The sequence below is a fragment of the Oribacterium sp. KHPX15 genome, assembly GCF_900107835.1.
GTDB lineage: Bacteria > Bacillota > Clostridia > Lachnospirales > Lachnospiraceae > Oribacterium.
Window position 1 is genome coordinate 1 of the sequence record NZ_FNRG01000044.1, and the last position, 14,136, is coordinate 14,136.

The 14,136-nt window shown below is 39.8% G+C and carries 17 protein-coding genes and 2 pseudogenes; 15 read left to right on the forward strand and 4 right to left on the reverse strand.

What is annotated here, in order from left to right; all coding sequences use genetic code 11:
• Window positions 1-258 precede the first annotated feature (258 nt).
• The 11 genes and pseudogenes from BLV86_RS15920 to BLV86_RS15970 all read left to right on the forward strand — a co-directional run bounded on the left by BLV86_RS15920 (window position 259) and on the right by BLV86_RS15970 (window position 7,188).
• Window positions 259-666, forward strand: a complete 408-nt coding sequence (locus BLV86_RS15920; protein WP_029201595.1) for an iron chaperone — start codon at window positions 259-261, stop codon at window positions 664-666.
• Window positions 667-680: 14 nt separating this feature from the next.
• Window positions 681-1,159, forward strand: a pseudogene (locus tag BLV86_RS18710) (GNAT family N-acetyltransferase).
• Window positions 1,160-1,188: 29 nt separating this feature from the next.
• On the forward strand, window positions 1,189-1,821 hold the full coding sequence (locus BLV86_RS15930) for a hypothetical protein (protein WP_139297950.1): 633 nt from the start codon (window positions 1,189-1,191) through the stop codon (window positions 1,819-1,821).
• Window positions 1,822-1,848: 27 nt separating this feature from the next.
• On the forward strand, window positions 1,849-2,346 hold the full coding sequence (locus tag BLV86_RS15935) for a GNAT family N-acetyltransferase (protein WP_031555682.1): 498 nt from the start codon (window positions 1,849-1,851) through the stop codon (window positions 2,344-2,346).
• Between the two features lie 41 nt (window positions 2,347-2,387).
• Window positions 2,388-2,930, forward strand: coding sequence for a GNAT family N-acetyltransferase (locus BLV86_RS15940; RefSeq protein WP_078036564.1), 543 nt, complete (start codon window positions 2,388-2,390; stop codon window positions 2,928-2,930).
• 134 nt (window positions 2,931-3,064) lie between these two features.
• A complete protein-coding gene (locus BLV86_RS15945; protein ID WP_090819495.1) occupies window positions 3,065-3,883 on the forward strand; it encodes an MBL fold metallo-hydrolase in 819 nt (272 codons plus the stop codon).
• 123 nt (window positions 3,884-4,006) lie between these two features.
• On the forward strand, window positions 4,007-4,546 hold the full coding sequence (locus tag BLV86_RS15950) for a GNAT family N-acetyltransferase (RefSeq protein ID WP_090819498.1): 540 nt from the start codon (window positions 4,007-4,009) through the stop codon (window positions 4,544-4,546).
• 56 nt (window positions 4,547-4,602) lie between these two features.
• Window positions 4,603-5,253: a YczE/YyaS/YitT family protein gene (locus BLV86_RS15955; RefSeq protein ID WP_090819503.1), complete on the forward strand. Its 651-nt coding sequence runs from the start codon at window positions 4,603-4,605 to the stop codon at window positions 5,251-5,253.
• Between the two features lie 54 nt (window positions 5,254-5,307).
• Entirely contained in the window at window positions 5,308-5,673 is a 366-nt protein-coding gene (locus BLV86_RS15960; RefSeq protein WP_031555559.1) for an ACT domain-containing protein, read from the forward strand.
• Window positions 5,674-6,224: 551 nt separating this feature from the next.
• Window positions 6,225-6,881, forward strand: coding sequence for a C39 family peptidase (locus BLV86_RS15965; protein ID WP_090819506.1), 657 nt, complete (start codon window positions 6,225-6,227; stop codon window positions 6,879-6,881).
• A 61-nt stretch (window positions 6,882-6,942) separates the two neighbouring features.
• Complete coding sequence (locus BLV86_RS15970; RefSeq protein ID WP_090819509.1) at window positions 6,943-7,188, forward strand: DUF1653 domain-containing protein; 246 nt, start codon at window positions 6,943-6,945, stop codon at window positions 7,186-7,188.
• A 261-nt stretch (window positions 7,189-7,449) separates the two neighbouring features.
• Here BLV86_RS15970 and BLV86_RS15975 read toward each other — a convergent pair whose 3' ends face one another.
• Entirely contained in the window at window positions 7,450-9,438 is a 1,989-nt protein-coding gene (locus BLV86_RS15975) for a flavocytochrome c (protein ID WP_090819512.1), read from the reverse strand.
• 106 nt (window positions 9,439-9,544) lie between these two features.
• Here BLV86_RS15975 and BLV86_RS15980 point away from each other — a divergent pair, with 106 nt between their 5' ends.
• Entirely contained in the window at window positions 9,545-9,781 is a 237-nt protein-coding gene (locus BLV86_RS15980) for a GNAT family N-acetyltransferase (protein WP_242873345.1), read from the forward strand.
• A 689-nt stretch (window positions 9,782-10,470) separates the two neighbouring features.
• Here the strand turns inward: BLV86_RS15980 and BLV86_RS18715 are convergent.
• Window positions 10,471-10,658 (reverse strand): annotated as a pseudogene (locus BLV86_RS18715) (IS256 family transposase); the annotation flags it as partial.
• A 343-nt stretch (window positions 10,659-11,001) separates the two neighbouring features.
• Between BLV86_RS18715 and BLV86_RS15990 the strand changes: the two are divergent.
• Window positions 11,002-11,217, forward strand: coding sequence for a helix-turn-helix domain-containing protein (locus BLV86_RS15990; RefSeq protein WP_090819514.1), 216 nt, complete (start codon window positions 11,002-11,004; stop codon window positions 11,215-11,217).
• 152 nt (window positions 11,218-11,369) lie between these two features.
• Here BLV86_RS15990 and BLV86_RS15995 read toward each other — a convergent pair whose 3' ends face one another.
• Entirely contained in the window at window positions 11,370-11,975 is a 606-nt protein-coding gene (locus BLV86_RS15995; protein WP_090819517.1) for a TetR/AcrR family transcriptional regulator, read from the reverse strand.
• A gap of 118 nt (window positions 11,976-12,093) precedes the next feature.
• Between BLV86_RS15995 and BLV86_RS16000 the strand changes: the two genes are divergently transcribed.
• Both BLV86_RS16000 and BLV86_RS16005 read left to right on the forward strand, forming a co-directional pair.
• A complete protein-coding gene (locus tag BLV86_RS16000; protein ID WP_090819520.1) occupies window positions 12,094-12,801 on the forward strand; it encodes a DsbA family oxidoreductase in 708 nt (235 codons plus the stop codon).
• Window positions 12,802-12,805: 4 nt separating this feature from the next.
• Window positions 12,806-13,432, forward strand: a complete 627-nt coding sequence (locus BLV86_RS16005) for an MBL fold metallo-hydrolase (RefSeq protein ID WP_090819523.1) — start codon at window positions 12,806-12,808, stop codon at window positions 13,430-13,432.
• Between the two features lie 36 nt (window positions 13,433-13,468).
• On the opposite strand, the gene BLV86_RS16010 is transcribed toward BLV86_RS16005, so the two are convergent.
• The coding region (locus tag BLV86_RS16010) for a DUF4143 domain-containing protein (RefSeq protein WP_139297951.1) at window positions 13,469-14,136 on the reverse strand (668 nt) is incomplete at its 5' end.

Here is a 14,136-nt window from a genome sequence, read left to right on the forward strand (position 1 = left end):
AAAAATGAACAAAACCCTATCTTGTTCAAATAACATTGCAATATGGGAAACAGGGGAGAGTTTGAAATTTTTTCTGTAAATATGGGTATTCTATGATAATTTAGATTTATGAGGGAGCAATCAGACTGGTTGCTTCCTTTTTTCTGACTATATATTTATTAAAGATATAAGTTAATATCAGTTTGTGATTGTACCAAGGATTGTAGTATGATTATTTGCATATGCAATCGATAAATCGAGGTTTGAAGAGGTGAAGCCATGGCATGGAAATGTCCGAAATGCGGCAGAGAGTTCAGCAGACAAAACCAGGACCATTACTGTGTGAAACCGCAGAATATTGATGAATACATTGCTGTCCAGGATGAGAAATATAAGCCCAGATTAATGGAGATCCGGGAGATCCTTCGTGATGCACTGCCGGACGCGGAGGAACGGATCTCCTGGTCGATGCCCACTTATTGGAAAGGTCGTAACATCATTCATTTCGCAGCATCAAAGAAACATCTGGGCATTTATCCCGGTGATGAGGCTACAGCTGTATTTACGGAGGAACTCTCCGATTATGACGTAAGCAAGGGCACGATACGGATCCCCTATGATCAGCCTTTACCGGAAGCACTGATCATAAGGATCGCAAAATGGTGCTTTGAGAACTATTCCAAATAAGGTGTAAAGATGGTATGAAGAACGCAATAGAGATCCGTTGTATTCGGGAAAACGAACTCGGCCTTCTCAAAGACTTTTTATATGAAGCCATATTCATTCCGGAAGGTGTGGAGCCGCCTTCGAGAGATATTGTAGAGAAACCGGAGCTGCGCGTATACACTGATGGTTTCGGTACAAAGTCTGGAGACAACTGCCTCGTCGCGATCCACGACGGAAAAAAGTTGGGGCTGTCTGGACGAGGATCATGAATGATTACGGCCATGTGGATGATGAAACACCTTCATTTGCAATTTCACTGTACAAGGAGTATCGGAGAAAAGGGATCGGCACGAGACTTATGGAGGAAATGCTGGAGAACCTTCGTGATCAAGGCTATAAAAGAGTGTCTCTCGCTGTTCAGAAGGCTAACTATGCTGTGAAAATGTATCAGAAGACCGGGTTCAGGATCATGAATGAAAATGATGAGGAATTCATCATGGTATGTGAGCTTTAGAAATCGCAGCCATTTGCAGGTATATGCTTATGAAAAGAATAGATAACGACACGTTCTATGACTATATAAAGCAATATGATCCGGATAGTGAATATCATCTTGTCGGTGAAGTCGACTATCATCTGTTAAGTGATGATAAGCCTTATGAGGGGATGGAATCTCATAGGGAAGCATTGCGTGTGGTCTTTGAATGGCTGGCGAAACAAAGCATAGGGAATAAAGAAAGAGCCCGGATCATGTTTGGTGATGACCTTGCGGATAAATTGCAGCCTTTGGTTTATGACATCGATAAGGCAAAGCCTTCTCAACTGGATCCGCAGGTTTTTTTCTACTGTCCGAATATTGTGAAGACTGTTTATTATGGCAGCGTCTTTTATGATGCAGAGTGGAAACCGGACGATGAGAATTGTGGAACAACGGTTCCTTACTGGTATGCATTTATGGAACCGGTACACGGCAGAAGAAACAAGCCCGAAGATTTCAAAGAAGTGAACAAAGCTCTGTTTCCGAACGGTACAGATACACTTGATATATATGAATGGACAACAGACTGGTCGGATTTTTTTGATGATGGACATGAATGGTATGGCGCGTGCTGCTGGAGTGTCTATGATAAGACCATGAACAGATATGCAGTAATGCTCGTATCAGCAACAGATTGATAAATTCCATTTGTGGAGGATGTATAGATGAAGCTGAGATTGGCAAATTTGAACGAAGCGGAAATATGCTATCAATGTATTGAAGATGCGAGAGCCTACCACAAATCTTTGGGCTTTGAGCAGTGGCATCCTGATTATCCCACTGAACAGACAATTCTTGATGATATTGCTCAAAATATAGGATATGTGTTTGTGAAGGACAATGAAATCATTGGCTATTGCTGCATTATAATCGGCGATGAGCCCGCGTATGCAAAGATCGATGGAGCGTGGAAATCGGAAAAGCCCTACGCTGTGGTGCATCGAATGGCATTCATCAGTAGGGCCAGAGGAGGCGGGTTGTCACGTAATGCTTTTCAGCTCGTCAAAGATTTTTGCCGATTAAATTGCATTGACGCAATTCGACTGGATACACAGGAAGAAAACAAAGTGATGCAGCACATACTCAGCAGAGAAGGTTTTGAGTATTGTGGGTTGATTCAGTTCGGTGGTGGCCCAAAGCTGGCATATGAATGGGATAAATAAATTCCCGTTTGCAGAGATGCCGTTGGTAAGAGGGGTATGCCATGATACTTGAAACGAAAAGATTGATCCTCCGACCGTGGGAAGAAAGCGATGCGGAGAATTTATTTAAATATGCAAGTCATCCTGATGTGGGACCAATCGCAGGATGGGCGGTTCATACAAGTGTAGAGAATAGCCGTGAAATAATCCGGAGGGTTCTTTCAGCGCCGGAGACCTATGCTGTAGTACTAAAGGAATCAGGCCAGCCTGTTGGCAGTATTGGACTTATGCTTGGGAAAGCAAGCAATATTGGCCTTCCTGATTCAGAAGGTGAAATCGGCTACTGGATCGGAGTTCCGTATTGGGGACGAGGGCTGATACCGGAAGCAGTCAGGGAATTGATGCGCTACGGTTTTGAAAACCTGAAACTTAATAAAATATGGTGTGGTTACTTTGATGGGAATGAAAAGTCAAAGCGTGTTCAGGAGAAGTGCGGTTTTCATTATCATCATACGGCCTATAATGTGCCATGTGCCATAGAGGGCGTTCTCCGAACGGAACACATAACATGCCTTTCCAAAGAGGAATGGCAGTTTGTCAGATAACTTCAAATTGTTATTATTTTTGCGGTATGTCTACTGATATTTATTTTCTCAATGAGAGGATATGTTTCTATAAGGCTATGAAAATAAGTTAAGGGAGATAATTAAAATAGACAATCTTATTACGGAGACCGGCTATGAACACTAAACTTACAATAATCGTTGATAATACTTCAACAGGTTTGCTCAAAGGAGAATGGGGACTGTCCGTTCTTGTTGAATATAATGATAAAAAGATACTTGTAGATGCAGGAGCTTCTGACTTATTTTTGAAAAATATGCGGGGACTTGGAATTGAAGTAAAGGATATAGATTATGGTGTACTGAGCCATGCGCATTATGATCATGCAAATGGAATACCGGCCTTTTTCGAAAATAATGATAAGGCAGGCTTTTATATCAGGGATAGTGTTGATGCGAATTGTTATGGGAAGAAATTCATTTTCAGAAAATACATAGGTATACCACGAAACCTATTATGTAATTACCGCGACAGAATCATAATGGCTTCAGGTGATTACAAGATAATGGATGGAGTGTATCTGATTCCTCATAAAACAAAGGGGTTATCAGATATCGGGAAAAGAGAATCTATGTACAGGAAGACCTCAGCCGGGTGGATTCCCGATGACTTTTCCCATGAACAAAGCCTTGTTTTGGAAACAGAGAAAGGACTTTTGATAATCAATTCCTGTTCACATGGAGGGGCAGCAAATATCATTACTGAGATCAGAGAGACATTTCCGGAGAAGCATGTATATGGTCTTATAGGTGGATTCCACCTCTATAACAAATCAGATGAAGAGATACATATTGTCGGAAAAAAGATCAGAGATACAGGGATAGATTATGTCTGTACCGGGCATTGTACTGAGAAACATGCCTATGAGATATTGAAAGAAGAACTTGGCGACAGACTTGAAAAGATGATGGTCGGACTGAAGAAGGAATTTTAATATGACGTTTTAATTCTGTATCTGAAGACAGGTATTATTGGCAGCAACGAGGAATAATATGAGTTATTTAATAAGGCCATTTTACAGAAAGATAATAATCTAAGCACAAAGAGGATAAAGAAAATGCTTGAAACAGAACGATTGATCCTTCGCCGCTGGAATGAAGGCGATGCAGAGGATTTATACAAATATGCCAGTGAACCAGATGTGGGTCCGATTGCTGGATGGCCTGCTCATAAGAGTATCGAAGAGAGCCTGGATGTAATAAAGAATGTGTTAAACGGGAAAGAGGCTTATGCTATCTTTCTGAAAGAAGAAGGCAAGGCTATAGGCGCAATCGAACTTAAGCTGAACGGGAATACAGATATGACTGAAAGAGATGACGAATGCGAGATGGGTTACTGGCTTGGGAAACCGTTCTGGGGACGGGGGATCATGCCGGAAGCAGTGAAGGAAATGCTGCGACATGCTTTTGAAGACTTAGGTATGAAGAAAATCTGGATCGGATATTATGAAGGTAATATCAAGTCCAAGCGTGTTCAGGAGAAATGCGGCTTTAGGTATCAATGGCGATCTGAGAATGTGGATGTACCTCTGATGCACGAGAAAAGAACAGGCCATGTAAGCCTAATGACAAAGGAAGATTGGCTATCAAAACAATAGAATCCGAGCTTGTTAAGTAGTTTGTAATACAGTTTTATTGACGAAATGGACGTTTTATGAAAAAGGATACCATATTTGGATGGATCAGGATTATCGCAGGACTTTTTATCTTTGCATTCGGAGTCCATCTTACTATTTTTGCAAATATAGGACTTGCTCCATGGGATTGTCTGGGTATGGGGTTGTCGTATCATACTCCACTCAATTACGGACTTTCAATGACCTTAATAGCGGTAACGGTTCTTGGAATCGATCTGCTTTTGAAGGAAAAAATAGGTTACGGGACCATCATAGATGCACTTCTTACTGGAAATTTCGTGCAGCTGTTTAACAGCATAAATCCGTTGCCTTTAAACAACAATCGGTGGCTGGGAATTGGAATAATGCTAGTCGGATTTGTATTTATGGCATTGGGAATGGCTGTATATATGAAAAGTGAACAGTGCTGCGGCCCGAGGGATGCTTTGCTTGTCGGGTTGGGGAAGAGAATGCAGAAAATCCCGATAGGAATAGTTGAGGTCTTTTTGTGGGCAGTTGTGCTCCTTGTCGGGTGGCTCCTCGAAGGGCCTATCGGGATAGGAACACTCATCAGCACTTTCGGTGCAGGCATCGTGATGCAGATTGTATATACGATAATCCACTTCGATCCCCGCAATCTGAGGCATAAAGATGTGATTGAAACCACAAAAACGTTGATGAGAAATTGAATTACAGGTTTTAGAGTCGATGGAAAATCGGTATTTGTGAGGAGGATAATCTAAATGGAATTGAAAAGGCTCAATTATAAATTTACTGTCTGTAAAGTGACAGAAGCATTGGATATAAACATGGAGTCTGATTTCTATTTTATCGGGAAGACAGATGAAGAATTGTCGTTGGTGTGTAAAACGGAGGATACGCCACAAAACACGGTCGAGCGTGATGATGGCTGGAGAGGATTCCGCATTCAGGGTATCCTCGATTTTTCACTGATTGGTATTCTGTCAAAGTTATCAGGCATCCTTGCGGATCATAAAATTGGCATCTTCGCGGTATCAACATACAACACAGATTATATTCTTGTGAAAGAAGAAAACTATGAACGAGCCTTGACTATTTTAGCTTCTGAAGGATATACAGTAGTATAAATTCAAATTAAGCAAACCTCTATCCTAAATGAGATAGAGGTTTGCTTAATTTGAAATAAACCATTTATCTACCACTTATGACATATTTTACTGTAAAAACAAACAAAACTATTACAATATTATATAGGTGTATATTACTGTTTTGTAGATTTTATTTAAAATGAACAAAACCTTACAGAACCAGTAATAGCAGGGATTTATGGGGCAAAATTATTTTGGTTAATAATTTTTGGTTTAATGTTCAAAAATGAGAAAACCCTAAAAACCAAATAAAATTTTTTGAGAACAAATCCAAAAAATGAACAAAACCCTATATAAGCAATGAGCATTGCAATATGGGAAACAGGGGAGAGTTTGAAATTTTTTCTGTAAATATGGGTATTCTATGATTATTTAGATTTATGAGGGAGCAATCAGACTGGTTGCTTCCTTTTTCTGACTATATATTTATTAAAGATACAAGTCAATATCAGTTTGTGATTGTACCAAGGATTGTAGTATGATTATTTGCATATGCAATCGATAAATCGGTGTTATGTAAGTGAGAAATAATGAATAAAATCTTAAAAATGGTAGGATGTATTTTAAGCGGAATTATTTGTGTGACACTCATCTTATTGGTGTCATCTGATATTAAAACGAAACATACCCAGAATGATTATTCATCATTCTATACAAATCCTAAGTATCAAAAAGCATTAATAATTGATGATGTAGAAGTAATTAAGCAGCATATATCATGTGGCTATGCTGTTATTGAGATGTTTTCTGCATGTGATGGTGGTGATATTACAGAAGACAGCCTGTATGAGAAATATGGGACCATAGTGACTTCTACAGGAGATAAGTTCTGTGAAGAGATGAATAAACAATTTCCTGAATATGTTACAGAAATTCATAAGTATGTAAAGAATACTGAGTTTATCGATATTATGTACGATACCCTGGCGTCAGGAAAACCAGTTCCATTTGAATGGGCAGCTTTGTATGGGAATGGATGGACATTACACTATTCTTTAATCATTGGGGTTGACATTCCAAATGATAAAATCACTGTGGCAAATCCCTACGGATACTATGAGGAGCTTACATTGGAAGAATTACTGAAAAGAACCAGCTTTCAGGCCTATGAGAATATGCCACTTTTTATGAAAATGGGCTTTGCAATCGGAATGTTTGAAAAAAATACTATTTTTTCAGTGAGGTAAATTAGCAGTTAGAGTTTTATATACTGAAGAGTTCGACAACTTCAAGTTCACGGAGGTAAATATGCAAGAATTGATATTACATCGAGTTTATAAGCACTTTAAAGGCGATTATTATTTAGTGGAAGATATTGCAAGAGATTCAGAAACTCAAGAAGAGATGGTTATTTATCGCAAACTATATGAGGACGGATCACTTTGGGTTAGGCCAAAAGAAATGTTTTTATCCGAAGTGGATCATAAAAAGTATCCTGATGTAAAGCAAATGTACAGATTTGAACTTCAAGAAATCGCAAGTAAAAAGCGTTAAGTGAATGGCTCGTTATAAAGATAAGAGCACGATAAATTCTTTAGGTTAAATCGCAATAAGATCAAACGAAAGGGCAGTTATTGTTATAATTCAAGCTGCTTTTTCGTTTGACCTTACAGCGATTCTAACCTAAAGAATTTGTCAGATATAAAAATAACTGCCGTTCTTGATGAATGGCAGTTATTTTTTGATGCAATGGGCTAATAAATATTATTATGATTTTATATTTGCCTTCAGTGATACTCTTGAAAACTGAAATACTTACTCTGCGGCAACGTTGGTTCCTGCTATTCTACCAAAAGTAATGATGTCAGGATATGCATTACCACCGAGACGATTGTTTCCGTGAATACCTCCTGTAAATTCACCTGCAGCATAGAGTCCAGGAATAACATCTCCGTCCTTGTTGATTACATGGGCATCGGAGTCAATCTGTACACCACCCATAGTGTGATGAACAGTTGTGGTGCGGATAGAAGCATAGAATGGAGCCTTTTCAATAGTTGATTCGGCGCTTGTAGCCTTTCCGAACTCATCTTTACCATTCTTCATTCCTTCATTATACTTGTCAATTGTTTCCTTGAGAGTTGTAGGATCAACATCAATCTTTTCGGCCAATTCTTCAATAGTATCAGCCTTGACAGTTCTACCCTTTTCAATAAGGCTATCAATCTGATCCTGGCGGTCATCTGTAATCTGAGAACTGTCTACGATGAGATACATCTCTCCGTCTGTCTGCTGAAGTTCGGCCATTGACATTTCATAACGAGTACCGTCTTCCTTGACAAAACGCTGACCTTCTTTATTGACATATACATAATACTGAGCACCGAGCCAGTTTCCTACGAACTCAGCAACACATCCATCAACCGGATCACCAAGAGGATGTACCTGAATCTGATCAAGATCTACAAAATTAGCACCAAGTGCCTCGGCAAGTGCGATACCATCACCTGTAGAACTTGCTGCACAGGATGTTCTGGTAGTTGTGATGACACCGTTTGAATACTTATTTACAAGGTCTGAGTTTGCAGCAAAGCCTCCTGTTGCTAGAACAACACCCTTGTTGGCATGAACAGTGATCTTTGAACCGTCACTTCTTTCAGCAACTGCACCGGTAGCACGGCCGGAATCATCCTTAAGGATTTCCTTTACATCAGCATCTGTATAGATCTTTGCACCGAGCTTTTCGGCAGTTTCCTGAAGCATGTTGGTGTAGATACGTCCACCATTATCGCCTTCCTTGCCCTCAGCCTTTTCAAGGTCGATCTGGTGACCTCTCTGCCATTTTCCGCCTACTGCCATAAAGATATAATCAGTCTTGAAAGGAACACCTATATCCTCTGTAAGCCACTTGTATGCATCTACAGCACCGGTTGCGTAAGTTTCAATAAGCGGAACATCACCTATTTCACCGCCTCCGATGTAAGTCTGTAAAGCATGCCAATTGGCAGAATCAAATAATGTATCTGTTCCTGATGCTTTCCACTCATCGAAATCCTTCTTTACCTTTTCAATAAGTGCCTTGTGATCATCGTTTTTAGGTGTCTCTGCAAGAGCATCCTCTACCTCTTTTTCAAGGTCAGGTGTTGTCTTTGCACCTGTCAGCTCTAGCATTTCAGGGTCTGCAACATTGTATGTACCTTCTCCGAGTGCACTGTTTCCACCGATAGTAGGCATCTTCTCAAGTACAATGACTGATGCTCCTGCCTGTTCTGCGGCTGCGGCTGCAGCAAGACCTGCACCACCGGCACCGACAACAACTACATCTGCAGTTTCTTCGATATCCTCACCGGCTTCCTTAGCGGCAACTTCAACATTCTTTAATGCATCAACATCTGCACCGGCCTCAGTAAGAGCAGCCTCAACAGCTGCAAGAATTGCATTGCTGGTGATGGTTGCACCTGAAACAGCATCTATGCCAAGAGACTGATTCTTTACTATGGCATCCGGGATATCAGAAATAGCCGGATCGGAAATGCCTTCTGTTTCCTGATGATCTGTAACTTTAACCTCTGTGATAGCATCATCCGATACTGTCACTTCTACAGTTATGTCCCCATTTTTTCCTGCAGCTTTTCCTGTATAGGTACCTGCTTTGTACTTGGCATCCTGTACAGGTGCTTCAGTGGTTTCTTCTGCCTGCTCAGTCTGCGCAGCGGTTGTGGCCACCGGTGTTGATGTAGAAGCACACGCGGTAACTGAAACGGCCATAGCACAGGCAAGCAAGGATGAAAAGACTTTTCTCATGTTATCCTCCTAATTTTCCCATTGCTATACCTATTCTAGTAAACCATTAAACGAAAATTCAAGAGAAAAAATTAATTATTGATTAATAACATTTTTGAGCATTTATGTGGATCAAAAGTATAGGGGACACGGCGTTGGAACTGCTCTTGTAAATGAGTTGATTAAGGGGTCAGAAAAAGCAGGATATTGGAGTATATATTCGGCAACAATCTCTATTAACAGGGCTAGCATAGCATTACATAAGAAGTGTGGTTTTAGAGAAATAGGATATAGAGAAAGAATCGCGAAGGACAGATTTGGAGAATGGCAGAATACAACCCTGATGGAGTATAGAGCTTCATAAGAACGAGAGATATTATCATAGAACCGATGCGCAGCTTGTACAGTTTGCCGGCTGGAAACCGGATTATGAAAAATAAGTAAATATCAAGCTTCAGAGACAGTGGCCTGAATACAGGGCCACTGTCTTTTGTTGTATTTACAAGATGTGCGTGGGCTTTTATGATTAGAGAAGGAGAAAAAGAATTTTTAGCAGGGGAAACAGTGGGGAATTCTATTTGTCAATTACCCACGACCTAAAGGTCATGGGCTTGCAACTACCTAGTCGTGCTAACGGCTCACGCCTCCGACCTTTAAACCCCGATAGGCATTAGCCTAAAGTGGCGTTGCATCATGGGGTGATTGACAACACCCCTTACGGCAAAGTTTACTCTGTCGTAACTGTATATAACGCCATACAGTCGGCGATGCTTGAGTATATTTTACGTAACACCAAGTCTTTTATGTGTTACAACCTCATATATACTTTTCAAGGTACTAAGAGTGCCTTCGGCGAGCAACACGCCCAACGGTTTTCTCTTGTATTGTTGCTAAGTATATTGTAGCACATACGTTTCTAAATAACAACAAACAGGACTCCTCCCACCTGCTAAAGCAAGTGGGTTTCCGTCCATGACGACGAAAGGTTTTATTTATGAAAATTCAAATTTGCACGAATAACCTCTATCCCAAATGAGATAGAGGTTTAAATCGTTAATCTGAAAGTCTGCCAGGATACATAATTAAAGCTCACCGCGAACTCTACCCCAGTTTCTGATTGGCATGGTCCACTTCTTGGTAACCTCAAATGTAGTAAGATAAAGAGCCTTCATCAGCGCCTGAGGGCTAGGAAATACAGCTCTTTGCTTGTTCAGTCTGCGATAGCATGAATTCAGGATTCGAAAAGCTGAGGATTGATCCATAAAATGGTATATGATGTCATTCATACCATAACAATGGATGATTAAAAACAAAGACAGCTATGTTTTATCTGCATTTTGGCAGGAAACATAGCTGCCTATTTTTGATCTATTTAAAGGTTTTGCTTAATTTGAAATAAACCATTTATTTACCACTTATGACATATTTTTACTGTAAAAACAAACAAAACTAAATGAGGGCATCATGATATGGGGGTATAGCCCACCGTGGACGCATGATAAGAAATCAGTTAAAGGCTGAGCCTTATTGTGCGTCCTTTTTCTTTGTTCCTTTTTTTGGTTTTGGCCCGGAAAGTGGGAGAAAATGAAGAATTTTATTAATGAAGAAACACTGGGACAGAGAATTAAGGCAGCAAGGATCAGAATGGGGATGACGCAGGAACAGCTTGCAGAAGTGATGTGTATTCCCAAGTCTACAATATCTGCTTATGAGAATGATAAGGTGGATATCAAGGGAAGCGTGCTGGTGGAATTGTCAGAGCATCTTGATACCACACCGAATTATCTGCTGGGGGGTTAGGATTATAAAGGTTCATTTACCTTGAATGCTCTTGCATTGTTAAAGAAGGTGGATGATATAAAAATGCAGACCGCATTTCTGGCTATGCTAAAGAGTTGGTTAGAAGCATAATAAATGCGGTCTGAATAGGTACGAATTTATAGTTGGCTATACTATACATATTGCAAGAAATAAGAATGGATTATACGGCCTATGGATTTTTCAATATCACTTTTTCCATCTGTTAAGCACCACTCAAAAATACAGCCTTTAACAATAGTGCAGATGTCTACACTCATAGTGTGTACGTCTGCATTGTTTTTTATGTATCCACCTTCCTTTGAGATTTTTAATTCATCCTCACATCTTGCCATAACAGTGCCATCAAGGAACTTTCCATCCACCTCACTCATATAGGAACTGAGTGATGAGTTAGAGGTAGAATAAAATCTCTTCATGAAATCTAACCCCAAATCCATGTATCTGTTTACAAGCTTCATATATAGTTCAATGATCCTGTCAGCTGGATGGGATAAGTCTTTTATAAGTTCACATTCTTTAAAAGGTATCTCCTGGATAAAATACATGAGAAGATCATCTTTATCTCTAAAGTAATGATAAAAAGTGCCTATTGATGAATCAGCTTCTGTACAAACATTTCTTACAGTTACAGAGTCTGCACCGCTTTTTTTGATAAGACGTATGGTTGCATCTATGATTTTTTGTTTTGAATCCTGCTTATTTGTATCTTTTGCAGGTCTACCGCATTTTCTTGGCATATTTAAATCCTCATTTATAAATATATTAAATTTGACCTATTGACATTATAGAACGCGTTCTATATAATTGCAATCACAAACAAATAAAACATGTTCTATTTAAGGGGGGGTTATCATTATGAAGATTACATATTGGTCAGATTATGCATGTCCTTATTGCTATATTGGAGAGACAAGACTTAGGAATGTTATTAAAGATATGCCTGAGTTTAAGGATGAAGAAGTTGAATTTGAAATGAAGGCATTCCAGCTTGATCCATATGCCGGAGTACATGCGACTGGTGATACACAGACAAGATTTGCCAAGAAGTATGGCATCTCTATGGAAGAGGCAAGAGATACAATTGAACATATTTCCCAGCTTGGAAGGGATGAGGGCATTGACTTCAAATACGCAACAACTCTTTTTACCAATACCATGGATGCACACAGGCTTACTAAATTTGCCATGGAAAAGGGCGATAAAGAGCTGACAGACAAGCTGATTGAGAGATTGTATGCAGCATATTTCACAGATAATAGGGAACTTGCTGACAAGGATTTACTGTTAGGTATTGCTGTGGATTGCGGATTTGATGCAGGTGAAGTAAAGGCTGTTTTAGACTCAGATAAATATCACGATGAGGTTGTTCTCGATGAAAGAGAAGCAGCCAGATATGGAATCCATGCAGTGCCATGTTTTATAATCGGTGATTATGCTTTGCAAGGAGCACAGCCTGCTGAGTATATGAAGTCGGCGCTACTAAAAGCGATGGAAAAAGAAAGCAGTAAAGTAGACGAGTCACAGGGGATGACATGCGGTCCAGATGGCTGCAGGATAGGATAAAGATATGATTGTAGAGGTTCCGGTAAGAGGCTATTTTGATGAAAACTGCTATTTCTATATTGATGATGAAACAAAGCACGGGTTCCTGATTGATCCAGGCGCAGAACCTAAAAAGCTTTTAAAACTTATATTTGATAAGGGGTGGAATATCGAAAAGATATTGCTTACCCACGGTCATTTTGATCATACCGGGGCGTTAAATGAGATCAGAGGTGTTCTTGGAATCCCGGTCATTGCTCATATAAATTCAGATCAGTATCTGCTTGATGACTATATGAATCTTTCTGCGCAATGCGGCTCCTCTATAACCATAGAGGGCGTACAGTATGCCAGTGATGGTGATATTCTGGCACTTGAAGCAAATCCAGATTTTAAGCTAAAGGTTATATACACTCCGGGACACACGACGGATTCGATTACTTTATATTCAGAAACGGATCATGTTGCCTTTGTAGGAGATACAATCTTTAAAGGATGCATCGGCAACTATAAATATCCAGGTGGCAATCTCAGGGATCTTCAGGATAGCATAATTGACAAGATATTTAACTTGCCTGATGAGACTATTCTGTTATCAGGGCACTCGGATAAAACGACTGTTGGGATTGAAAAACAGAGATATCGTCTGTAAGACAATGGGACAGCTTTAGATGTGAATAAAAATAGATTACTGATTATTTTTCCAATTCATCTCATGGAAAATATATCCTTTTAATCTGAACAGAACATACAAGGGTATGCTCCAAATATGTGTCTCACCATCCATGATATCTCCCACATTTTTAAGAGATGTTTTTACGGCAATCTTTGGCTTATATCTGTTGCAGAAAAGATGGAGACTCTTTGCCTTGGTATTATCTGCAGCTTTAACCTCTATAGGGAGAAGAACTCCTTCATAATCCGTCAGAAAATCCAATTCAGCATCTGCCTTGGTTCTCCAAAAATAACTCTGTATTCCCATGCTGCAAAGCTGCACCATGACATAGTTTTCTGTAAGTGCGCCTTTAAAGTGAATAAAGGCTGCGTCACCATCAAGTATTGTCCTGTAATTTATATTGGATTTCTTCCTTAAAAGGCCTACGTCAGACATATAAACCTTGAAATATGTATTGTCAGCCATGCCTGACAGAGGTATTTCCGGAGTCGGAACCATGTTCAGTTTATACGCTATTCCGGCATTGACAATCCATCCAAGAGCATCTTCTAAATCCTTTGCCCTTGCCCCGCTTTTTACATGTGAGAATATGAATTTATTATTATCCTTTGCTATCTGAGTAGGAATGGCATCCCATATTAGCTTTATCTTCGTTGCAGTTTCAGGAGTGGTATGTTTTC